The sequence below is a fragment of the Pedobacter frigidisoli genome (assembly GCF_032678525.1).
Taxonomy (GTDB): Bacteria; Bacteroidota; Bacteroidia; order Sphingobacteriales; family Sphingobacteriaceae; genus Pedobacter; species Pedobacter frigidisoli_A.
In genome coordinates this window covers 308,616-331,791 of the sequence record NZ_JAVTSE010000001.1, presented here as the reverse complement: position 1 = coordinate 331,791, position 23,176 = coordinate 308,616, and the positions used below count along the sequence as shown (strand labels likewise).

The window sequence follows — 23,176 nt, the reverse complement described above, 5'->3', positions numbered from 1 at the left end:
AATGAAAGGCTTTTCTTTTTTTTACGCTATTTGCTTTTGAAAATTACCACTGCAAGCGGCGGAAGATGAATATCGATTGAATATTTCTGGCCATTAAAGCCATCTTTACCAGGAACAATATCTCCTTTATTATTGATTCCGCTACCATAATAAATAATGTCATCAGTATTAAACAGCTCTTTCCATTTCGTTACAAATGGAACGCCAATGCGGAAATTTTCCCTTACTACCGGAGTTAAATTAATGGCGATGACCAAAGTATCTTTCGCTTTTGGTCCTTTACGCATAAAGGTAAATACTGATTCATCGGAATTGTCGGCATCCAGCCACTCAAAACCTTCGTAGCTAAAATTAAAATGATAGAGTGCAGGCTCCTTTCTTAAAAGAAAATTCAGGGCTTTTACTGTTTCCTGCAATCCTTTATGAGGGGCAAATTTCAACAGGTGCCAGTTCAATGATTGCGTAAAATTCCACTCACTGGTATCGCCAAATTCGTTACCCATAAAAAGGAGCTTGGCTCCCGGATGCGTGAACATATATCCATACAATGCCCTTAAATTTGCATACTTCTGCCAGTCATCGCCCGGCATTTTATATAACATGGGCGATTTGCCATGCACTACCTCATCATGTGAAAATGGAAGCATAAAGTTTTCAGTAAAAGCATAGGTCATACTGAAACTCAATTTATGGTGATGATGCTTACGTCCGAGCGTATCCACCTTGAAGTATTTCAAAGTGTCATTCATCCAGCCCATCATCCACTTCATTCCGAAACCTAAACCACCGGCGAAAACCGGATGGGTAACACCGGGATAGGTACTGCTCTCCTCAGCAATAGTTTGTACACCCTCATAGTTACCATATACAGCAACATTCAGATCTTGTAAAAACTGGATTGCACCAAGATTTTCGCTACCACCATACTCGTTTTTAGCTGCATCATCACCCTCTCTTGAAAAATTAAAATATAGCATAGAAGCTACCGCATCAACCCTCAATCCATCGGCATGATACTGATCAAGCCAGAATAGTGCATTACTGATTAAAAATGAGCGCACCTCATTTCTGTCATAATTGAAGATATACGACTTCCAGTCGGGATGAAAACCTTTACGCATGTCGGCATGTTCGTAAAGATGCGTACCATCAAATTCATAAAGTCCGTGCCTGTCGCCTGGAAAATGCGAAGGGACCCAGTCTAAAATTACTGCAATATTGGCTTTGTGCAGTTCATCTATCAAAAACATTAAATCCTGCGGCGAACCATATCGTGAGCTTGCTCCAAAATATCCGGTAATCTGATATCCCCAGCTCGGAAAAAACGGAAATTCCATAACTGGCATTAACTCTACATGCGTAAAGCCCATTTCCTTCACATAGGGAATAAGTCTGGAAGCTACCTCTCTGGCATTTAATACCCGTTCCGGGTTACCAGGATCCCGTTCCCAGGAGCCCAGGTGGATTTCATATACAGATATGGGTTGATCCAGCGCATTTATCTTTGCACGCTTATTCAGCCAGGATTTATCTTTCCAGGTATAATCGGTATCCCAAACAATCGAAGCTGTTTGCGGTGGATGCTCCCATCTTCTGGCATAGGGGTCGCCTTTTAAGTGTTCAGAATCATCAAATCCTTTGATAAAATATTTATATACCGTGCCTTTTTCAAGATGAGGAACAAAGCCTTCCCATATTCCGGATTTATCCCAGCGTTTGTTTAAAGGGTGCGACTGAGGATTCCAGTCATTAAAATCTCCGGTAACATTTACAGCTTTTGCATTAGGTGCCCAAACTGCGAAATAAACACCTTTTTCTGCTTCAACGGTGATGAGATGCGAACCCAATCTGTCGTAAAGCCTGAAGTGCTTGCCTACCAAAAACAAATCGACGTCGTATTCTGAAAACAGGCTGTACGCCCAAACAGGTTCCGATTGGTCAATTTTGGTCATTAATTTTTTTTTTACAGGCGCTTTTTTTGCTTTTGACATAGGTTGGTTTGGCTAGATAGATGAAGCCCCAATGCTAAACAGCATCGGGGCTTAAAAGATTTACAAACTTGAGATTTGTATTTCGTTGAAGTTTTTGTTGCACTTAAAGTGAAGTACGTTTTGATCATCCAGGTGAAACTCCTTCACCTCCTGATTATCCACAATCACTTTGGTAACCTGAAATTTTACGCCGATAATGTTACACGCATAAAACTCATAGTTTGGCGTATACAGGCCTTCCACACGCTGATTAACCTTTAGCCATTGCGCATCGCTTTTCACGGTAAACTTTTTCTCCAGATAAATATCCTGCTCAAAAGCAAAAGTATCACCATGGTCTTCATACATGTATGAGTTAACCTCATAATCACTATGATAAATATTCAAGGCCACTTCAGTGATGGCTTTCTCATCAACATATTGCATAACAGGATACTCGGGAACTACCGAACCTGCTCTGACAAACATAGGCATGCTGTCGATTTTTGCGTCAACCGTATATTCGTTTCCACCTTCCAGTACTTCATTGGTCCAGAAGTTATACCATGTTCCTTTAGGCAGATAAACCTTTCTTGAGATGGCTCCTTGCTCCAATACCGGGCAAATCAGCAGTTTATCCCCGTAGCAGAATTCATCCTGACGGAAGCTGTTACTGATATTTTCCTGCTCCAGCATCACCAGCGGACGCAGGATAGGAAAACCATAACGGTGATGTTCCCAGAACACTGAATATAAATACGGCATAAGGCGATACCTCAATTCAATGAACTTACGGTTAATGTTTTCGAAAAACTCCCCAAAACTCCATGGTTCACGTTCAGCTGTATCCCCAGCTGAGTGGGCACGCATAAAAGGAGAAAAAGTCCCCAGCTGAATCCAGCGGGTAAACAACTCGCCATCAGGCTCTCCACTAAAACCACCAATATCAGTACCACAGAATGGAACCCCTGATACAGATAAGCGCTGGCACTGAATATTTCCGATTTTCAAATGTTCCCATGTAGCAATATTATCACCCGTCCAAACGCTGGCATAACGTTGCATACCAGAATATCCGGCCCTTGTGATGGTAAACGGACGCTTATTTCGCATCAGTTTTTTTAGTCCCTCATAAGTAGAGCGCACCATTTGCATACCATAAACATTATGGGCTTTACGGTGCGAGCCTCTATAGCCATCATAGTTATGGCGTACATCATTCGGGAAAGTTCCTGAACCAAATACGGCAGGCTCGTTCATGTCATTCCAGAATCCCGCCACACCCATATCAACCAACTCCTTGTATAAATTTCCCCACCAGGTTCTTACCTTGGGGTTAGTAAAGTCAGGAAACTGGCACCGTCCAGGCCAAACATGCCCTTCCATATAATAATCATCACTTCTTCTGCAGAAAAATCTTTTCTCTTTACCCTCTTTAAATACCCAGTAATCATCGTCAACCTTAATTCCAGGGTCAATCATCACCACGGTTTTAAAACCATCGTCAGAAAGTTCTTTGATCATCCTGCGTGGATCGGGAAAATATTTTTTGTTCCAGGTAAAGCAACGATAGCCATCCATGTAATCGATATCGAGATAAATGGCATCACAAGGAATTTTTCTATCCCTGAACTGTTTGGCTATTTCTTTAACCTTCGTTTCAGGATAATAGCTCCAGCGACATTGCTGATACCCTAAAGTCCATTTAGGAGGCATGGGGTGTGTACCCGTCAGCGTTGCATACCGTTTTACCACATCCATGATATGAGGTCCGTGGATGTAATAGTACTGCAACTCTCCCCCATCCGCCCAAAAGCTCGTTTTACTTACGTCTTCTCCACCAAAATCAAAATAAGACTTGAAGGTATTATCAAAGAAAATACCGTAAGCAGCCTGGTTATGCAAGCCTATATAGAATGGAATAGTCCGGTATAAGGGATCCTGATTCCAACCGAAGGAATAAGCATCGGTGTTCCAGTTCTCGAAACGTCGACCGCGCAGGTTAAAATTACCCGACTTGTCTCCCAGTCCAAAGAAATTTTCTTCAGGATGGCATTTTTTAGTTGCGTAGATGTAATACCCCCCAAAATCAACATTTTCTTCCCAGTGCATGGAATTAGCTTCTTCAACCATCACCAGATTGGTAATGTTATCTGAGAAAGAGATATGAAAATTTGCTTTCTCTATTTTACAGGTTACTGCACCAGTTGAGATGGTATAGTATTCATCATGTTCCTGCATTTTAAAAACAGAAACCTTTTGATCTACTTCAGGTACGGCATAAGAAAAGTCTTCCAGAAAAACCCCGTGCGGAGCTAACCGAACACGGATGATTTCATCGCTGACAATACGAACCTCCACCCTTGCGTCGCCATCAGAAAAATAAAAACGATTGCCCTCATTTTTAACTTTTTTTACCTCGCCAAGGTATTGTTTAACAATTGGCTTAACCGATATATCAACTGGGTTATTTAGGTGTTGTATTTCCTGCTCCTTTTCGATCAGATCACTTACTTCGTTCGGTTTATCGTTTTGCGCTTCCATCCTTAATTTATGTCAAAAATTCAAAAATACTTCTTCTAAAACTGAGAACGCTTAAGAAAGTACTATAATACAAATATTTTATAAAAGGGCTGTAGTAAATTTATAAATGGCGATCATATTATAGTAAATAGATTTTAAACCGCTTAATTTCTTATTAAGTGCCGGCTAAAGTCTTTAGAAATTAAAGGCTTTGATATAATCTTCCAGAAAGGAATCTACTTCAGTAGAAAGTTTAAAGCGGTCGCCATCTATAACCAGGTGTACATAATATCTGTTTTTGTATAATCCCTCAAAAGTTACATATTTCTCCCTTTCTCCTGGCATAGCAATAAAAGACTGATCAAACACTTTGTTTTTGCTGGGATAAGTTTTTAGAATCGGATTTACACCTGCCTGAAATAGGGCCTGGTACAAATTCACCTGTGATTTTCCTACTTCTGTTTTATAAAAGGGATCATTAAAATCACAAATGGTAATCGTCATGTGCAGTCGCGTTTTAGCAATACAGTATTGAAATTCCAGCATTGCACCTGATTTGCTGTTCTCACTACAGTGCATTATTTCATTGAATAGAAAGCCTTTGTAAATGGGAATCTTCGGAAAAATTTTATACAAGCCTGCTTTTTGATCTTTGCACTTAAGTTCCGACAATGGTGGGATGGCTATAATTGCCGAATTCGCAGAGTTCTGTTTTTTCCGGTCCATAAATTTTCTTTAAGTTTTAACCTTACCGGTTCGTTAACCGTTTCATTTGCAGGATAATTTCCTTTATAAAGTTGCTTAGCTCCGGTTTTATCCAGATAAGCATAAATACCTGCATCAAATTCGCGCTGATTGAAATCGCGGTCTTTGCCTTCAAAAACGAGCGCAGCTAGTTTTCCTTCCGTGGTGTAAACGCTGCCTCCCAGGTAATTTTCCATTTTTTCATAACTGAAAAGCTCAGAAGCTCCGTTATTTTCATCCACAATCCTGAAACCTTCTTTTGCTTTAATAAATGGAAAACTTCCGATATCTTTTAGTTCCGGAACATTAGCCCAATCAATAGAATCCTGGGTGGCGGCTTTAACAGGATCATTTTCTTTCAATACCACTGCAGCAGTATCTTTTTCTTCAGCATCATTTTCGCTTTTTTTGTTGTTGCTGCATGAGGCTAAAATCACGCCCAACGTGAGAACGGTAATTAATTTTTTCATTGATTTATGTTATAGGTTTGATTTGATGTTGTGCATTGAAACATTCAAAAACTCAACATTTTCAACTTAACAAAAACAATGCCTTTTAGTCAGGGCAAATTGTTTTATGAAAGACGATCTTGAAATGTGGAAAACGAATCCCTTAATCTTTAGATAAAAAAATAGCTCCCCAGACCGGGAAGCTATCACAAAAACTAAAAACTAAATTTAAGCAAATATTTTACGGATTAAAGGTAAAAGCCAGGTAATAGATAGCCCCCGCCTGAGGATTTCCGTATGAAGTGATGTAATATTTGTTCAGAATATTCGAACCTCCAAGTTTAACGGTAGACAATACTGAAGGAATCTTTAAACTCACCTGTGCATCCATTGTACTAAAGGCAGGAACCTGTCCGGCAGCGAATGAAGAATTCCAATAGAACTGGTCTTGCCAGCGGTAGTTCACATTAAATCCAAAGTTTTTAACAATCTCCCGATTACCTAAACCTAAGTTATAGCGAACTTTAGGGGTATTGAAATCGTTGATGTAATTCGCCGGAAGGTCACCAATCTGATTATAGGAGACGTTACCACTTACATTCCATTTTTCAATTACATAATCCAGACCTAAAGCAGCGCCATAAGAGGTCACCTCGCCTTCTGCATTTACAGGAACGCCGTATTTTACGAAACTTGTGCCACGACTTTGATATACATTTACTGCTGTGATGAAATCTTTATACTGATTATAATAGCCATAGGCATCGATCAATAAATGGGTTCCAAGCAAACCCTTATAACCAATTTCGTAAGATTTTACACTTTCAGGCCGAACCCCTCTTGAATCAAAAGTATATTTCTGCAACAAGGTACCTGCGGTTGGGCTACCCGCAATTACCGCAGCAAGGTATGCCCTGTAACTACTCTCGGTATAGCCTTTTGTAGCCTCTGCACTTAAGCCATACTTATCTAAGAACTCAGGCAAGCCACCGATTAATCTTTGCGACCCGCCTCCTACTGATAAATCTATGTATTGGTTTTGGGTGGTCGGATTGCGATAACCCGTTTGGAAAGAGACACGGATGTTGTTATTTTTAGCAACTGTAAAAACCCCTGTAATTCTTGGTGTAAAACGTCCTTCAAAATTGGTGCTCTTATCGTATCTTCCAGAAACGGTGAGTTTAAAGATTTCACCAAATTTTTTGCCGAGCTGTGCAAATCCACCATACTCATCAATGTTAATCTTGCGGTTCAAGTCATCAAAAATTGTCCCCCCTGATCTCAGTTGGTAAATTCTCGATGAAGCACCAACCTGTAATTCGACTACATTTTTCAGCGCATTGCTAAAATTATACATACCTTCATAATGATATAAATTAGTTTTATCGTCGAATTTAGCGCCATATATCCCCTTGCTCGGATCACTGGCACTAATGGTAGTGTTCATAATCTGCTCTTTTGCAGTAGCGAAATTTGGCGATCCGGGAGCGTATCGTGTTGCATCAGCATTTGCCCTCGCCGCTGCCTGTGCTGCTGCATCGCTGGCCCCTTGCGACCGGGCTGCAGAATACGCAATGGTATAGGTAGGAAACCAGGTAGAAGCAGTAGGACTAGACTTTTCATTAATATAACTTCCTAAAATAGATGCAATATACGAGTCGCCTGAACGCTCCTGCGTGGTATAGCCCCTTAAAAAGAACTCCTGTCCTTTCAGTTCGAGTTTATACTGCCCAATGTTAAAGTTTCTCAGCGAGTAACGGTCAGAACCTGTGTACACAGAAGTTCCTGTTCCCCAGTTGGCCTGCGCTACCAGTTGAATAGTAGGCGTGAAATTATAATAGGCAGCCCCTGAAACTTTCATTGATTCAGTTTTATAGTCCACCAGATCTTCCTCATTGTAGCCTGTTCGTGATACTGTTTGGCTTGGGGTAGTATTTTTGTTTAAACTATACATCACGCCTAAATAGGGTAACGCAGGTCGTAGTGCAGCATAAGCGGGAATGGTATTCACCATATTCACAATCTGGGCATATGTAGCGCCACTGCTTATCAAACCATTAAAGCCGGCAAAGCCGGCTGGAGAAGCAGCTTGAAAAGCGGCCTGCACCGATCTTGCTGCCCCCAAAAGGTTTGAATTGACTTCATCTCCATAAACATTTACACCATCATAACCCGGATCTGAAATCCTGTCGCCAGGTTTCACACTGTTTGAAACCCTGTCGAAGTTCGAATAGTTATTACCAAACCAGTCTTTGGCCTGTAGAAATGAAAAAGCCCCTTTAATTCCGAATTTATTATTCCATGATTTTGCTACACGGACATCGAGTTGATTGAAAGGCTGTACACTACTTTTATCGTCATTTACATGGTTAACCCCTGTTTTATACTGAAAGCTTGCACCCTGGTATTTAAAAGGATCCTTCGAAGTCATCAGCAATGTACCATTAATCCCCCCTGCACCATACAATGCAGAAGATGCACCGGGCAGTAGTTCTACGTTATCCACGTCGAGCTCGGTAATCCCCACAATATTTCCTACCGAGAAATTAAGCCCCGGGGCCTGGTTATCCATCCCATCAATAAACTGATTGAAACGGGTATTACCATTTGAATTGAAACCTCTGGTATTAATGGATTTGAACGTCAAACTCTGCGTACTTCCTTCAACTCCCTTCATGTTGGTAATGGCATCATAAAATGAAGGTGCAGCAATCTCCCTTATCGATGCGGCACTCATTCTTTCGATGGAAACCGGCGACTCCAAAATACGCTCAGGCGTTCTGGATGCTGAAACTACCACATCGCCACCCAGTACAACGGCAGTTTCCATCTCGAAGGAAATTCCGGATGTGGGACCGGTAATCTGCTGTTCAACTGTTGCAAAGCCAACATAAGATGCGACTAAAGTAAACGGAACCCTGGCCGTTGTGGTGAATGAGAAATTTCCGTTAGCTGAGGTAGCACCACCCCCTGATTGTCCTTTTATGGTTAAACTTACTCCGGCAAGGCCCTCTTTGGATTGCTTATCTTTTACCGTTCCGCTCACGGTAATGCTCTGTGCCTGTGCAGCGAAGGTAAGGGTGCACATCAAAATCGACACAAAAAAGATTTGTGTAAAAATTCTGCTCATAAATGTTCGTAGATTTGGTTGTTGTCTAATTAGTTACCTAAACTTAAACGCTTTTTTTCATTTAAACAAATTATGTTTGCATAATATTTCGCATCTTGTTTCTTAATTTTAAATGACAAAGTATTTATTGCATCTTGCAATAAACATAAATCATCATTTTACCCTAACTTAGTATCCTGAGATTATCAGTTAACCACTATGAACAAAGTTAAAGCGCTGTTTTGCATCATCATACCCATTGCCCTCGCCTTTTTATTTAATACCAAACTGGGCAGCACTCCCCCACTCTTAAAATTCCTGAATCCTTTCATGGGTTTTTGGCAAAATGCGGAGAACAATCACTTCATGTTCAATCACAAGGCGAAGATTAAAGGTGCCGTTGATCAGATCGAAATCGTATTTGATGACCGGATGATCCCTCACATTTTTGCAAAGAACGATCATGATTTATACCTGGCTCAGGGATATGTTACCGCTATGCACCGCCTTTGGCAAATGGATTTCCAAACCAGGTTTGCCGCCGGAAGAATCAGTGAAGTGGTTGGCGACAAGGCCATCGAGGTAGACCGCTACCAGAGAAGAATGGGAATGGTATACGGCGCTGAAAACTCCCTCAAGGGAATGATGAAAGATGCCAAATCAAAAGAAATGATTCTGGCTTATACAGCGGGAATAAATGCCTACATCAAAACCTTATCAAAGGCCAACTATCCTCTGGAATATAAAATCCTTGATTTTAAACCAGAAGAGTGGACACCAATAAAATGTGCATTGCTGCTAAAACAGATGTCGGCTGTGTTAGCTATGGGCTCCGATGAATTTTACATGACCAACATACTGAAGAAATTCGGGCCTGAGATTACAAAAAACCTTTTCCCGGACTATCCGTTCCGTGAAGACCCGATCATTCCGGTAGGCACCAAATGGGATTTTTCTCCGCTTCCCACTCCCAAAACTCCTGAAAGCTTTACTCAGGCGCTTACCGGTGAAGTAAAAACCAAAGAAAAGGTCGAGGGCATCGGGAGCAATAACTGGGCATTGTCCGGTTCAAAAACAGCTTCAGGTTTCCCCATCTTAGCCAACGATCCGCATCTGGATCTTACCTTACCCTCCATATGGTATCAGATTCAGCTAAATGCCCCGGGGATCAATACCTATGGTGTTTCATTGCCAGGTGCTCCGGGCGTAATCATTGGGTTTAATCAGAAAATTGCATGGGGGGTAACCAATGTCGCAGCCGATGTGCTCGATTTTTACCAGATTAAGTTTAGAGATTCCAGTCACAACGAATACTGGTATAACAATAAGTGGAATGCCACCACTAAAAGGCTGGAAACTATTAAAATCCGTGGAAGCAAGGATGAGGTTGATACCATATTTTACACCCATCACGGACCTGTAGTTTATTTCCAGAAACCCAAATATGGCAGGGCCGGCAATGTTCCTGTAGGAGACGCTCTTCGCTGGATTGCACACGACAGTTCCAACGAACTGATGACTTTTTACAAACTCAACCGTGGTAAAAATTATCAGGATTACCGCAAAGCACTTACGTATTATACGGCCCCGGCTCAGAACTTTGTTTTTGCAAGTGTAGACAATGATATCGCCATCACCCCGAATGGAAAATTTCCACTAAAATGGAAAGATCAGGGTAAGTTTATTTTAGATGGCACTGATCCTGCATACGACTGGCAAGGCTGGATTCCGGCTGCGCAAAATCCTACGGTTAAAAATCCGGCAAGGGGATTTGTAAGTTCAGCGAACCAGTCATCAACTGATCCGTCTTATCCCTACTACATTAACTGGGAGTTTGCCCCCTATGAGCGTGGGAAACGCATAAACGATCGACTTGGAGCCATGAACAAGGCAACGGCAGACAGCATCCGTTTGATGCAAACTGATAACTACAGCATTCTTGCGCAAAACCTGCTTCCGGCCATTACCCCTCTGTTAAATAATGAGCAGCTTAACGCCACACAAAAAGAAGCTTTAAGTTATATGAATAAGTGGAACAGGCGTTATGACGCTGATCAGATTGCAGCAAGTGTTTTTGAAATCTGGACTAAACGACTTTCCAAAAATATCTGGTCAGACGAGTTTGAAGTCGAAGGGATTCCGATGCGTTATCCATCCCGCGACCGCACTGTAGAAATGATTTTAAAAGAGCCAAATGCCGCCTGGTACGACAATATCAAAACGCCTCAGAAGGAAACACTGAGCGACCTCGTGAATGAGGCTTTCAAATACAGTTGTGATAGCCTGGAGCGCAGGTTTGGCCCAATCAATAAAGACTGGAACTGGAGCAATGTGAAACAGAGCAACGTACCGCACCTGGCAAAAATCCCCGGCTTCGGATCTAAAATATTACAAATAGGCGGTGCGAAAAGTACCATTAACGCATTGGGAGAAACCAATGGCCCTTCATGGAGAATGGTGATTGAGCTGGGTAAAAAACCTAAGGGTCATGGTGTTTATCCCGGCGGTCAGTCGGGTAATCCAGGCAGTAAATTTTACGACAACATGATCGATACCTGGGCCAGCGGACAGCTTTATGATTTGTTCTACATGCAAACAGCTAACGATAATTCGGGCAAAATAATTTCAAGATTAAAAATTTCTAAATAGTCACCATGGTTTTCATTGTTATATTAATAGTTTGTTTTTTACTGCAAATGGTTGCCCCATGGTGGATCATTATTGTGATCGCATTTGCTACATGCGGCATTATTGGCAAAACCGGAAAAATTGCATTCTGGCAATCCTTCATGGCCATATTCTTACTCTGGATAGGTTACTCCCTGTTTAAAAGCCTGCCAAACGATAATTTGTTAGCTGGCCGCGTTGCGGTAATGACCGGGATAAAACTGTGGTGGGCTTTGTTATTGGTTACCGGAATCCTGAGCGGACTGGTTGCCGGAATCAGTGGTTATTGTGGCTATCATTTCCGCATGGCGATGCTTGCTAAAAAAACTGACGACAAATTAGCATAATGCTTTGTACTTTTGCCTGGTGATGCACAGCCCAAAAGAAATATTTACAATCAATTCCCCGGAAACGTTTGAAGCATTTGCCTTAGATATTTTCAGATTCCAGGCGCAACACTGCGCAATTTATCAGGCATATATTCAAAACCTGCGGGTAAATCATAACGAGGTGAGAAATATTGGTCAGATTCCTTTTCTGCCTATTTCCTTCTTCAAAACACATCAGATTTTAAGCAGCCCTTCGCCTGTAGAAATTACCTTCAGCAGTTCAGGAACTACAGGGATGGTTACCAGCAGTCATCATGTAACGGATGTTAGTTTATATGAACAAAGTTACCTTCAGGCATTCACCAAATTTTATGGGCCGGTTGATGAATACTGCTTTCTGGCGCTACTGCCCTCCTATCAACAAAGATCAGGCTCATCACTGATTTACATGGTAAACGACCTGATAGAGAAAAGCAATCACCCGCAAAGCGGGTACTTCCTGTATAACCATAATGATCTTTTTGACTTATTAAGTGACCTGAAGGCCAAAAAACAAAAAACAGTTCTCATCGGAGTTACTTACGCTTTACTCGATTTCATCGAGAAGTTCCCAATAAATTTCCCCGAACTCATTGTAATGGAAACCGGTGGAATGAAGGGCAAAAGAAAAGAAATGGTTCGCGAGGAATTACATGAGCAGCTTACCAAAGGGTTCGCTGTCCCGGCGATCCACAGTGAATACGGCATGACAGAATTACTTTCACAGGCCTATTCCTTAGGCGAAGGCGTATTCAATTGCCCGAACTGGATGAAGGTGCTGATCCGCGACACCAATGACCCCCTATCCCTTATTCCGAATGGAAAAACCGGAGGAATCAATGTGATTGACCTGGCCAATATCAATTCCTGCGCTTTTATCGCTACTCAGGATCTGGGGAAAATTAATCCGGATGGAAGTTTTGAGGTGTTAGGTCGCTTCGATAATGCTGATATCAGGGGCTGTAATTTATTGGTGCAGTAAATACAGACTTAATTTACTTTATCTGCACAAGCCGAGCAAATCCCCGTAGCAATCAGATTTAAATGCTGTACCTTAAATCCTGAGGGCACTTTAGGAACCGGTATCTTAACGCTTTCCAGGCAATATATTTTATGGCAATTATCGCAGTCAAAGTGTACATGCTCATCATGATGCTGGTGGGCATCACAACCATCCGAGCAAATGGCATAATTTGCAGTACCATGGCTATCAAGAACCTTGTGAATAATTCCTTTTTCTTCAAAGGCCTGCAGCACGCGGTAAAGTGTTACCCGGTCTACCACTTTTCCCATTACCTGTTCTAAGTAGGGCTGAGAAGTTGCAGAATCCCTTCCACTCAAAATCTCCAGCACCTGCAACCTTGCACCGGTACGTTTTAGGCCGTTTTTTACCAGAAGTTCTTCAAAGCGGGTGGTATTATTATCCATAGCATTACAAAAATAAGCAATTAAACAATGATTTTCGCATGTTTAATACTGATGGGAGGCGCATAACTGGCGTCCTTTTGCTCCAGTATCAGTGTGCCGCTTACGTGAATAGGCTTTTCAGTATAGGGGATAGCATTGTCCATTTCAACCATAATCATTACAGGAACTCCATTTTGCCCACAGAAAAAACACTGATTAACCGGAAGTGTAGCCAGGAGAAATTTTTGCTGCTTTTGCCCGCTTTTAATCGGGATGAGATATCCCCGCAGATTAAAGTTTTTATTTTCGAAACGCCGGATTGTTTCTGTAAAAATAGGGTATAGTCCGTTCTTCTCTGTAAGTTCAAATTTAACCGAACCGATGATATCCCAGTTCATTGAGCGGAGGTGATCATTCGGGTTATGGTTTTGGCCCTTAAGGGAAACACTACTTAAAAGTAATATCCACAACATTAACTTTTTCATATTTGAACGGCGTTTAGCAGAAAAAATTCCGACCGGTCGTCTCCTGAATCGTTAATCAGTAGTTTCCCGCGAATCTTAACCGGTTTATCTGTCCATTTTACAGGATGTTTCATTTTTACTTCAATCATGGAAGGGATATCCCCTGACCCACAGTAGGGACAGGATTCGATCGGAACGATCGAGAGCATAAATTCCGAAAAGTCAGTTCCAACTTTTGTTGGAATAATATATCCGGGCAGTTCAATTACTTTGTTATTGATCGCCCGAAGTTCTGGAGGAAACACCGTTTGCCATACCAAAGGCTTTACCTGTTTTTCATATTTCAGGGCTAATAAATTCCAGTTGGCGGTCCTCAAGTCTGCATGCACCGGGGGCTGGGCAAAGCAATAGCCGCATATCAGGGCTAAAAATATCGAAAGTATTGCGCTCCTCATTATCGTTCGCTGGTTAATGTTTTAGCAATATCCACTCTAAAAACCTGGAAAGCCGGCAACAGCGCAGCCAATATCCCAATCATGGTACCTGCCAGAAGTAAATAAAGTTCATCAGCCATAAAATAAAGCCCATTTAATTTAGCTTGTGCCGCTTCCTGGAAAAATCCAATAACATAAAGCGAAGCATGACCGATCAATAGTCCCACAATCGCTCCGGCAAAAGTTACCTGCAAGCTCTCCATTACTACTAAAAAAAATACCTTTAACTTTGAAGCTCCTAAACAGCGCATAATAGCCAGGTCATATTTCCTTTCTTTCATCGAGTTATATAAACTGATAAAAATACTCAGGGCAGATATCAACATGATAAAAACAGCAAACCATTTCAGGGTATCAATCCCTATTCCGATAAGAGAAAACAAACGGGCACTTTCCATGGCCGGGGAAGCGGCCTGCATGCTGGTGCTTTTATTTACCATCCGGGGAAAAACAACGACTGACATTGGCGACCGGTACTGAATCAATATCGCTGTAATTTCCCTGTTGTCAATTTCCCCTTTGCTATCATCCTGAGCACCCTGGTGTTCATCCTGATGATCATGACCCTCATGCATTTTATAAACGCTCCCAATATTTGTCAGAATAAGCTGATCGGTAACATTGCCTTGAGGCTTTAGAACCCCCATTACCCTGTAAGCATGTTGCTTGTGCACATCATCACTACCGGACAGGCCGTGTGCACCAAAAAAAGTATCTCCAACCTTTAACCCCGTAGTCCTGGCCACTTCACTTCCAATAGTGGTTTCAAGATCTTTTCTCCAGAATTTCCCCTGACCAATATTCAGGCCGTAAAGCGCGATAAAGGACTGGTCAGTTCCCACTATGCGGTTTCCCATATAATTATCGCCCAGTGCAAGTGGTACGGCGAGCCTTACCATTGGGTTCTCCATCAGTTTCCGCGCATCTGAAACAGGAATATTTCCCGTCGGAAAATCAATATGGTAAATGCTGCTTAAAATCAACTGCAAAGGGCTCCCTTTGGCGCCAACAACTACATCAATATCCTTTGCGTTCTCTTCCAGTTTACTACTAATTTGATGAGTAGCCAGCATCAGTAAGGACAGTATTCCAATACCGAAAGCCACCAGCGTGATATTCAAAAATGCAGTGAGTTTATTCTTGAGCAGGTTCTTTCTTCCTATGGTAAAAATACTGGTCATAAGAGGTAAGCATTAGAAATGAAAGGCCGAATGCGCTGGTCGTGAGTGGCCACTAGTAATGCTGCTCCGTTGGCTTTTGCCTGTTGCCTGAGCATGGTAATGACCTGAATAGCATTCACATCATCCAGACTTGATGTCGGTTCATCGGCGATTAACAGGTCGGGCTTATTTACCAGCGCCCTTGCTACGCTAACCCTTTGAAGCTGCCCCTGACTTAACTGGTCGGGAAATTTATCCTTTTCACTGATGATATTCAAACTTTCCAAAAGCGATAACTGGTGCTCCAAATCCACTTTCAGGCCAGCCATGGAGGCGACTATTTCCAGGTTTTCGATGACGCTAAGTGAACGGATAAGATGGGGCCGCTGGAACACAATCCCAATCCGGGCACCTCTGAATTTATCCATTTTCCTTGCTTGTAATCCGTATAGTGGCACCCCATCAATGAGCACCTCTCCTGAGGTCGGTTTCAGCAGCGCTGAGAGAATATTCGTCAAGGTGCTTTTACCACTACCTGATGCGCCAAGCAGAAGCCAGTGTTCCATGGCCGCTATAGTTAAATCGGGAAAATGAATGATTCGTCCCCCTGGGTAGCTGTGTGATAAAGATTTAATGCTGATCATTTTTGGAGATATTTTAAGTTCACCTTGATTACATTTTTGATGGCGTAGCGCCTGTAGGCAGCTTGCGCATCGGTACTTCCATGTCTGCAGGCTGGACTGATCATGGAAATAGATACCAATGCCGACAGGAGAAAAATTTTGCGTGTGCTATTCATTTCAAAAAGATTAATCGTGCTGGTGATCAATTGGACAACTTTTAAGCCTTTTCAAGTTGGTGAAGTGAGCTGCAGCAATGGTAATGCCACCCAGGGGAATCAAGATGGCTTCGAAATGAGCCACCGGCAAAAAATGACCAGATGCAATCAGTATGAATCCACAAACTAAAATGAATAGCGGCCGAATGCTATGATGCTGTGAGCGATATCCCCGTGCTAAACTCCATATGCCAAGTACCAGCGAGAGTGCAATCATGGTAATCTCGATGCCGTCGTTTGCCAGAAAATCCAAACCCCATAACGGTAATACAGTAATAACAAACGGAAGGGCTGCGCAGTGTATTGCGCATATGGTTGACGCCGTTATACCAAGTTTATCCAAATTCATGTTCCTGAGGAGTGTCTTCATAGCTTAAAAATTGAACAGCAAATATAAAAGCAATAATGTTGCATTAGCAAAAATACCACCTATATTTGCAACATAATTGCATTAACATGATAAAAAAACTACCGGTAACGGTTTTAAGTGGTTTTCTGGGAAGTGGAAAAACCACCTTACTCAATTCTATCCTGCGAAATAAGCAAGATCTCAGGGTTGCGGTCATTGTAAACGATATGAGCGAAGTGAATATCGATGCCAATCTGGTTAAAAACCAACATGTACTCTCCAAAACAGATGAAAAACTGGTGGAGATGAGTAATGGCTGCATTTGCTGCACGCTTAGGGAAGATCTGATGATCGAGGTAGAAAAACTGGCCAGGGAAAACCGGTTTGACTATCTATTGATTGAAAGCACCGGTATATCAGAACCCGTGCCCGTGGCACAAACTTTTTCTTTTGTAGACGAGCAGTCGGGGATCGATTTGAGCAAATTTAGTACGCTCGACACCATGGTAACAGTGGTAGATGCCTATAATTTCCATAAGGACTTCGGTTCTGCAGAAAAACTCGTCGATAGAAATATGGTCGAAGAGCCATCAGATCAGCGGACAATTGTAAACCTGCTAACGGACCAGATCGAATTTGCAGATGTAATTTTACTGAACAAAACCGACCTGGTTAGCGCAGCAGATTTAAAAGTATTACGGGCGTTGGTTAAGAAGCTCAATCCCACAGCCGTCATATATGACACTTTGTTTGGCCAGATTTCACCGGAAAAGATATTGAATACAGGCTTGTTTGATTTTGAAGCAGCCTCAGCGGGTGCAGGCTGGAAAAAAGAACTGCAGGAAGTGCACTTACCCGAAACCCAAGAATATGGCATTAGTTCAACTGTATTTCGTTCCAAAAAACCATTTCATCCCCAGCGGTTATGGGATTACCTTAACAGGGACTTTCCAACAAGTGTAATACGTTCAAAAGGGATTTTCTATCTCGCCGTAATACCCGATCAGGCCATTAACTTCTCACAGGCAGGCGGATCATTACGCATAGACCCTGCGGGAGTATGGTGGGCAAGCATGAATGCGGATGAAAGAGAAAGCTATTCAGACTACCGGGAAAACAAAGTTGAAATACACGAAAACTGGGATGAACTATTCGGAGACCGGACGAATGAACTGGTTTTTATCGGTCAGCAACTGGCTGCCGAAAAGCTCAAAACAGATTTGGAAGCTTGTTTGATTGATGATGAAGAGCTGGCAAAATACAAGGCCGGGCAGCCATTCGACAATCCCTTTGAACGGGTGATCGCTATTTAACAAAAAGTCCCGGTTTTTCAACCGGGACTCACTTATTATTATTCTGCAATCAGCAGAAAGTAGTTTTTCTTACCCTTCTGTACAACGATAAACTTATCGTTAATCAGGTTTTCACTGTTAAAAATCTGTGAAAATTCTTTGATCTTTTCTTTGTTAACAGCAACCCCTCCCCCTTGCACCAGCTTCTTTGCCTCGCCTTTGGATGGAGCAACAGTAGATTTCTCCGCCAGAAGTGTGGCAGCATCAATTCCTGCCGCCAGCTCTGATTTGGAAATGATGAACTGAGGAATACCATCAAAAATATCAATAACGGCTTTGTCAGCTAAACCATTTAAAAACTCAAGTGATCCGTTTCCGAACAAAAATTCTGAAGTTTTGATTGCCGTTTCCAATGCCTCCAGGGAATGTGTTTTCACCGTGATGTCTTCAGCAAGGGCTTTTTGAAGAATGCGTAAATGTGGTGCAGCTTCATGCTCTTTTTCCAATGATTCAATCTCTTCTTTGGTTTTAAGCGTAAAGATTCTGATCCATTTTTTTACGTCATCATCCGATGCATTCAGCCAGAACTGGTAAAATTTGTACGGAGAGGTTTTCTCCGGATCCAGCCAAACCGCCCCGCTTTCAGTTTTACCAAACTTGGTGCCATCGGCTTTCTTGATTAATTGAGTGGTAATTGCATAGGCAGTTCCCGAATCTTTCCTTCTGATCAGTTCCGTACCGGTAACAATATTACCCCACTGATCTGAACCGCCCATTTGCACCAGGCAGTTTTCATTTTTCCATAAATGGTAAAAGTCATACCCCTGGATAAGCTGGTAGCAGAATTCGGTAAATGACAGACCAGAATCACCTTCCAGTCGCCTTTTTACGCTGTCCTTGGCCATCATATAATTCACGGTAATGTGTTTTCCCACATCACGGATAAAGGTGAAAAGATTCATATCTTTGAACCAGTCCGCATTGTTTACCATTACCGCTCCATTACCACCATCTTCAAATTTTAAAAATTTTGATAGTTGTTTTTTCATGCCTTTGAGATTATGCTCAATCATATCGGGCGTCTGTAAATTACGTTCATCCGATTTTCCTGATGGATCTCCAACCATTCCCGTGGCTCCGCCAACCAAAGCAAAAGGCTTATGGCCTGCATTTTGAAAATGAATTAAAGTCATAATCTGAGTCAGGTGACCAACGTGCAATGAATCCGCGGTAGGGTCAAAACCAATATAACCAGAGGTCATACCTTCATTTAACTTTTCCTCGGTATTCGGCATGATATCATGCAACATGCCCCGCCATCTTAACTCTTCAACAAAATTCTTCATTGTATTACAATTAATTTGCGTGCAAAGATAAAATTTTAGCTTAGAAACCATTAAAATTTAAATATGGCTATGACCACATTTTCAAAACAGCTGCAGCAGGGATTTCTTTAATACTGAAATGACAATAAAGTAAAGTGATAAATCATATATTTATCCCCGATGAACTTTCTTTCCCATTACTATTTTGACCGGTTAAGTGATGATGCCAATGTGGTAATGGGCACAGTGCTTCCCGATTTAATTAAAAATGCGTCGAAAGAAGCTAATTTATACCCTCAAAAAAATGAGTTCCTGTTTAAAGGAAACCCGGCTGAGGAGGCGTTGCTTGCCGGATGGAAAAGACATCTGGCAGTTGATTTATATTTCCACTCCTCAAACTTCTTTTTTGAAAAAACCGCTGAATTAAAGCAACTCATCAAGCCCATTGTAGAGCATACACACGTCAGGCCCTCTTTCCTGGCGCATATCGGATTGGAATTACTGTTGGATCACTTACTTATTGAAGAGAACTATATCCAGGTGACTGGCTTTTATAACAACCTGCAAGCTGTTGAGCAAAAAGCGCTCACCGATTTTCTGGAACACTGCGGATTGAAAAATCAGGATGTCTTTTTTAGATTCTTAGCCGACTTTATCAGCAGTAAATATTTATTAAGTTATCAAAAGCTCGATAACATCAGTTATGCACTGAACAGAATCTGCATGCGGGTATGGCCGGAAACGATGACCGAAATTCAACTACAGCAGCTCACCATCCAGCTTGAAGCATTCAAGAATGTTTTGGAAAAAGACTTTATGGACATCTTCAGGGAAATAGATATTAAACTTCAAACCCCTTAAGTCTGATTCAGGTTAATTGCTTTATAGAGCTTTGAAAATTATTTCACGGCCTCATCACAACCCTCCCTTGCTTTTTTTATATTTGCGATATGTCGCTGAATGCAATAAAAGAAGAAATGGATGCCCTGGTTGAGGAATTAAACCAGCACAATTATAATTACTATGTTTTGGCGATGCCTACCATTGGTGATTATGAGTTTGATAAGAAATTAAAACACCTTGCAACACTCGAAGCAGCCCATCCAGAATTTGCTGATCCCAACTCCCCTACGCAAAGGGTTGGTGGCGATGTAACCAAAAATTTCATTACCGTACAGCATAAATACCCCATGTTATCATTGGGTAACACCTATAATGAACAAGATCTGAGAGATTTTGATGATCGCATAAGAAAAGCAATAGGGGATAACTTTCAATATGTTTGCGAGCTGAAGTTTGATGGCTTGTCGATGAGTTTAACTTATGAAAATGGAAAGCTGATCAGAGCAGTAACCAGAGGTGATGGTTCAAAGGGTGACGACGTAACCAGCAATGTAAAGACCATTCACACCATCCCCCATCAAATTAAAACGAGTAAAGCGCCAGAGCATTTTGAGATCAGGGGGGAAATATTTATGCATAAGGCCGCCTTTCTGAGGCTAAATGCTGCTCGGGAAGAGCTGGGAGAAATCCCTTATGCCAATCCCAGAAACTTTGCTTCAGGAACGATAAAAATGCAGGATAGCAAGGAAGTTGCAAAGCGTCCGCTGGATGGCTTTATTTATTTCCTTTATACAGATAAAAACGAATTTAAAACCCATTGGGAGAGTTTACAATCAGTTAAAGACTGGGGATTTCATGTATGTGAACATAACCGGTTGGTTGAAAATATAGATGACGTACTCAACTTTATTCACCATTGGGAGCAGGAACGATTTAAGCTCAGTTACGATATAGACGGGATCGTGATCAAAGTAAATAGTTATGCACAACAGCAGGAATTAGGCTTTACCGCTAAATCGCCGCGTTGGGCATTCTCTTATAAATACAAAGCTGCGGAAGTTGAAACGGTGTTAAATAAGGTAACCTATCAGGTAGGCAGAACAGGGGCGGTTACGCCTGTGGCAAACTTACAACCTGTATTACTAGCCGGAACTACGGTAAAGCGGGCCACTTTGCATAACGCCAATGAAATTGAGCGACTCGATTTACATCAGGGGGACACTGTTTTTGTGGAAAAAGGCGGTGAAATCATTCCAAAGATCATCAAAGTAAATCTGGAAAAACGAATTGCAGGGTCCCCAAAAGTACACTATTTGCATAACTGCCCGGAATGCGGAACTGAATTGATCAGAAAAGAAGGTGAAGCGGTACATTATTGCCCTAACGATGAAGGATGTCCGCCGCAGATTGTGGGGAAAATTCAGCATTTTATATCCCGCAAAGCAATGAACATTGACGGTTTGGGAGATGAAACCATAGAAACCTTCTATCGTCACGGCCTCGTCAACCACATTAGCGATTTATACACCTTGTATCAAAAATCCGATCAGCTAAAAACCCTCGACAGATTCGGGGAGCGGTCTATCGAGAATATGCTTTCAGGGATAGAAAAATCAAAGGAGATGCCTTTTGAGAAGGTTCTGTTTGGTTTGGGTATTCGCTATGTGGGTGAAACAGTTGCTAAAAAACTTGCTGCCGGAGTAAAGAATATCGATAACTTGTCAAAAGCAAGTGTAGATGAACTGATTGCTATTGATGAAATCGGTCAGCGTATTGCAGAGAGTATTGTTGAATACTTTGCAAAAAAAGAGCATTTAGAGCAGGTAGAATTATTAAAATCAGCAGGATTACGCTTTGAAATTGAAGAAAAGCTAATTGAGCTTGCCAGTGATAAACTTATTGGAAAAACATTCGTAATTTCGGGCGTTTTTGAAAACTACAGTCGCGATGAGTTGAAGGACATAATCGAGGCCAACGGAGGAAAGATTCTGAGTGGAATTTCAGGAAAACTAAATTACCTGGTAGCAGGAGATAATATGGGACCATCGAAGCTGGAAAAGGCTACCAAACTTCATGTACCTATCATTAGCGATCAGGAACTTTTAGAAATGTTAAAATAAATTGCCTGAATCAAAGAAAGTGTGTATGTATACGTGAAGCGTGCTTTAAAGATTCAAAATTCAATAATTATAAATAAGTAATGAACAAATTTCAGGGTACTGGTGTAGCATTGGTTACACCTTTCAACACAGATGGATCTGTTGATTATAATGGGTTAAAAAACCTGATTAATCATTTGATCGACGGAGGGATAGATTACCTCGTTTCTTTAGGTACAACCGGCGAAACCGCTACGATGACCAAGGACGAGAAGAAGAAGGTGTGGGCATATACTGCTGAAATTAATAATAACAGATTACCTTTAGTAGCTGGCATTGGCGGAAATAACACTTTGGCTGTTGCCGAAGACATTAAAGCTTTTGATACTACAGGCTACAGTGCCATATTATCAGTTAGCCCGTATTACAATAAACCTACTCAGGAAGGCATTTATCAGCATTATAAATACCTGGCAGAGATTTCTCCTTTAGATTTAATATTATACAATGTTCCTGGTCGCACCATGAGCAACATGAGCCCGGAGACCACTTGCAGGTTGGCACATGATTTCAAAAATATCGTGGCTACAAAAGAAGCTTCCGGCAGTTTTGATCAGTTCAATCAGATCCTGAGAGACAAGCCTGAAGATTTTCTGTTGATCTCCGGAGACGATCCCATTACCCTACCGATGATCGCTCTGGGTGCAGCTGGTATTATTTCCGTTGTTGGTAATGCATTGCCTCGTCAGTTTTCTGATATGGTTAGAGCATGTCTCGCTGGCGATTTTAAAGCCGCTACTCCAGCTCATTTAGCTTTGGTGGAGTTTACGCGTTTAGCTTTCGCAGAGGGTAATCCGGCAGGAATTAAGGCCGCTTTAAAGCATTTGGATGTATGTGGCGATACTGTTAGATTGCCATTAATAAAAGCATCTGGCGGCTTAAATGAATCGATCATTAAAGAAATAGAGAAATTAAGCCAGCTGGCTTAAATATAGCTACGACCGGTAAATTGCAGTAATATCCACTCAGCTTCCCGGTTAATCAAAACGCCCACTCAGATGCCATATCCGGGTGG

General features: G+C 41.8%; 20 protein-coding genes. 7 read left to right on the top strand and 13 right to left on the bottom strand.

What is annotated here, in order from left to right:
• Positions 1–26: 26 nt before the first annotated feature.
• The 5 genes from glgB to R2Q80_RS01335 form a co-directional block, all read right to left on the bottom strand.
• The gene (glgB, locus tag R2Q80_RS01355; protein WP_316797872.1) at positions 27–1,991 is read right to left on the bottom strand and encodes a 1,4-alpha-glucan branching protein GlgB; all 1,965 of its coding nucleotides are present in this window, start codon (positions 1,989–1,991) and stop codon (positions 27–29) included.
• Positions 1,992–2,051: 60 nt separating this feature from the next.
• Positions 2,052–4,514, bottom strand: a complete 2,463-nt coding sequence (locus R2Q80_RS01350; RefSeq protein ID WP_316797871.1) for a glycoside hydrolase family 31 protein — start codon at positions 4,512–4,514, stop codon at positions 2,052–2,054.
• Positions 4,515–4,688: 174 nt separating this feature from the next.
• Positions 4,689–5,219 (bottom strand): hypothetical protein, encoded by a 531-nt coding sequence (locus tag R2Q80_RS01345; protein ID WP_316797870.1) that lies wholly within the window; start codon positions 5,217–5,219, stop codon positions 4,689–4,691.
• A complete protein-coding gene (locus tag R2Q80_RS01340) occupies positions 5,177–5,707 on the bottom strand; it encodes a hypothetical protein (RefSeq protein WP_316797869.1) in 531 nt (176 codons plus the stop codon). The genes R2Q80_RS01345 and R2Q80_RS01340 overlap by 43 nt, the downstream gene beginning before the upstream one ends.
• Positions 5,708–5,927: 220 nt before the next feature.
• On the bottom strand, positions 5,928–8,816 hold the full coding sequence (locus R2Q80_RS01335) for a TonB-dependent receptor (protein WP_316797868.1): 2,889 nt from the start codon (positions 8,814–8,816) through the stop codon (positions 5,928–5,930).
• A 198-nt stretch (positions 8,817–9,014) separates the two neighbouring features.
• Here R2Q80_RS01335 and R2Q80_RS01330 point away from each other — a divergent pair, with 198 nt between their 5' ends.
• Genes R2Q80_RS01330 through R2Q80_RS01320 form a run of 3 tightly spaced genes read left to right on the top strand, consistent with a single transcriptional unit; the run spans position 9,015 to position 12,812 of the window.
• Complete coding sequence (locus R2Q80_RS01330; RefSeq protein WP_316797867.1) at positions 9,015–11,444, top strand: penicillin acylase family protein; 2,430 nt, start codon at positions 9,015–9,017, stop codon at positions 11,442–11,444.
• 5 nt (positions 11,445–11,449) lie between these two features.
• The gene (locus R2Q80_RS01325; RefSeq protein ID WP_316797866.1) at positions 11,450–11,809 is read left to right on the top strand and encodes a hypothetical protein; all 360 of its coding nucleotides are present in this window, start codon (positions 11,450–11,452) and stop codon (positions 11,807–11,809) included.
• A gap of 22 nt (positions 11,810–11,831) precedes the next feature.
• Positions 11,832–12,812, top strand: a complete 981-nt coding sequence (locus R2Q80_RS01320; protein ID WP_316797865.1) for an acyl transferase — start codon at positions 11,832–11,834, stop codon at positions 12,810–12,812.
• An 8-nt stretch (positions 12,813–12,820) separates the two neighbouring features.
• Here R2Q80_RS01320 and R2Q80_RS01315 read toward each other — a convergent pair whose 3' ends face one another.
• Genes R2Q80_RS01315 through R2Q80_RS01285 form a run of 7 tightly spaced genes read right to left on the bottom strand, consistent with a single transcriptional unit; the run spans position 12,821 to position 16,563 of the window.
• The gene (locus R2Q80_RS01315) at positions 12,821–13,258 is read right to left on the bottom strand and encodes a Fur family transcriptional regulator (RefSeq protein WP_316797864.1); all 438 of its coding nucleotides are present in this window, start codon (positions 13,256–13,258) and stop codon (positions 12,821–12,823) included.
• Positions 13,259–13,278: 20 nt separating this feature from the next.
• Positions 13,279–13,722, bottom strand: a complete 444-nt coding sequence (locus R2Q80_RS01310) for a hypothetical protein (protein ID WP_316797863.1) — start codon at positions 13,720–13,722, stop codon at positions 13,279–13,281.
• Positions 13,719–14,156: a hypothetical protein gene (locus R2Q80_RS01305; protein ID WP_316797862.1), complete on the bottom strand. Its 438-nt coding sequence runs from the start codon at positions 14,154–14,156 to the stop codon at positions 13,719–13,721. The genes R2Q80_RS01310 and R2Q80_RS01305 overlap by 4 nt, the downstream gene beginning before the upstream one ends.
• Positions 14,156–15,376, bottom strand: coding sequence for an ABC transporter permease (locus R2Q80_RS01300; RefSeq protein ID WP_316797861.1), 1,221 nt, complete (start codon positions 15,374–15,376; stop codon positions 14,156–14,158). The genes R2Q80_RS01305 and R2Q80_RS01300 overlap by 1 nt, the downstream gene beginning before the upstream one ends.
• Positions 15,373–15,999, bottom strand: a complete 627-nt coding sequence (locus R2Q80_RS01295) for an ABC transporter ATP-binding protein (RefSeq protein ID WP_316797860.1) — start codon at positions 15,997–15,999, stop codon at positions 15,373–15,375. Before R2Q80_RS01295 ends, R2Q80_RS01300 begins: the two co-directional genes overlap by 4 nt.
• A complete protein-coding gene (locus tag R2Q80_RS01290; protein WP_316797859.1) occupies positions 15,996–16,154 on the bottom strand; it encodes a hypothetical protein in 159 nt (52 codons plus the stop codon). Before R2Q80_RS01290 ends, R2Q80_RS01295 begins: the two co-directional genes overlap by 4 nt.
• A 10-nt stretch (positions 16,155–16,164) precedes the next feature.
• Positions 16,165–16,563, bottom strand: coding sequence for a MerC domain-containing protein (locus R2Q80_RS01285; protein ID WP_316797858.1), 399 nt, complete (start codon positions 16,561–16,563; stop codon positions 16,165–16,167).
• A gap of 86 nt (positions 16,564–16,649) precedes the next feature.
• Here R2Q80_RS01285 and R2Q80_RS01280 point away from each other — a divergent pair, with 86 nt between their 5' ends.
• Positions 16,650–17,855, top strand: coding sequence for a GTP-binding protein (locus R2Q80_RS01280; protein ID WP_316797857.1), 1,206 nt, complete (start codon positions 16,650–16,652; stop codon positions 17,853–17,855).
• Positions 17,856–17,893: 38 nt separating this feature from the next.
• Here R2Q80_RS01280 and tyrS read toward each other — a convergent pair whose 3' ends face one another.
• Entirely contained in the window at positions 17,894–19,180 is a 1,287-nt protein-coding gene (tyrS, locus tag R2Q80_RS01275) for a tyrosine--tRNA ligase (RefSeq protein ID WP_316797856.1), read from the bottom strand.
• Between the two features lie 159 nt (positions 19,181–19,339).
• Here tyrS and R2Q80_RS01270 point away from each other — a divergent pair, with 159 nt between their 5' ends.
• The 3 genes from R2Q80_RS01270 (at position 19,340) to dapA (ending at position 23,090) form a co-directional block, all read left to right on the top strand.
• Positions 19,340–20,020, top strand: coding sequence for a hypothetical protein (locus tag R2Q80_RS01270; RefSeq protein ID WP_316797855.1), 681 nt, complete (start codon positions 19,340–19,342; stop codon positions 20,018–20,020).
• A gap of 89 nt (positions 20,021–20,109) precedes the next feature.
• Positions 20,110–22,122 carry an NAD-dependent DNA ligase LigA gene (ligA, locus tag R2Q80_RS01265; protein ID WP_316797854.1) on the top strand — a complete coding sequence of 671 codons (2,013 nt, stop codon included), beginning with the start codon at positions 20,110–20,112 and terminating at the stop codon, positions 22,120–22,122.
• Between the two features lie 80 nt (positions 22,123–22,202).
• Positions 22,203–23,090, top strand: a complete 888-nt coding sequence (gene dapA / locus R2Q80_RS01260) for a 4-hydroxy-tetrahydrodipicolinate synthase (RefSeq protein WP_316797853.1) — start codon at positions 22,203–22,205, stop codon at positions 23,088–23,090.
• Positions 23,091–23,176: the final 86 nt, after the last annotated feature.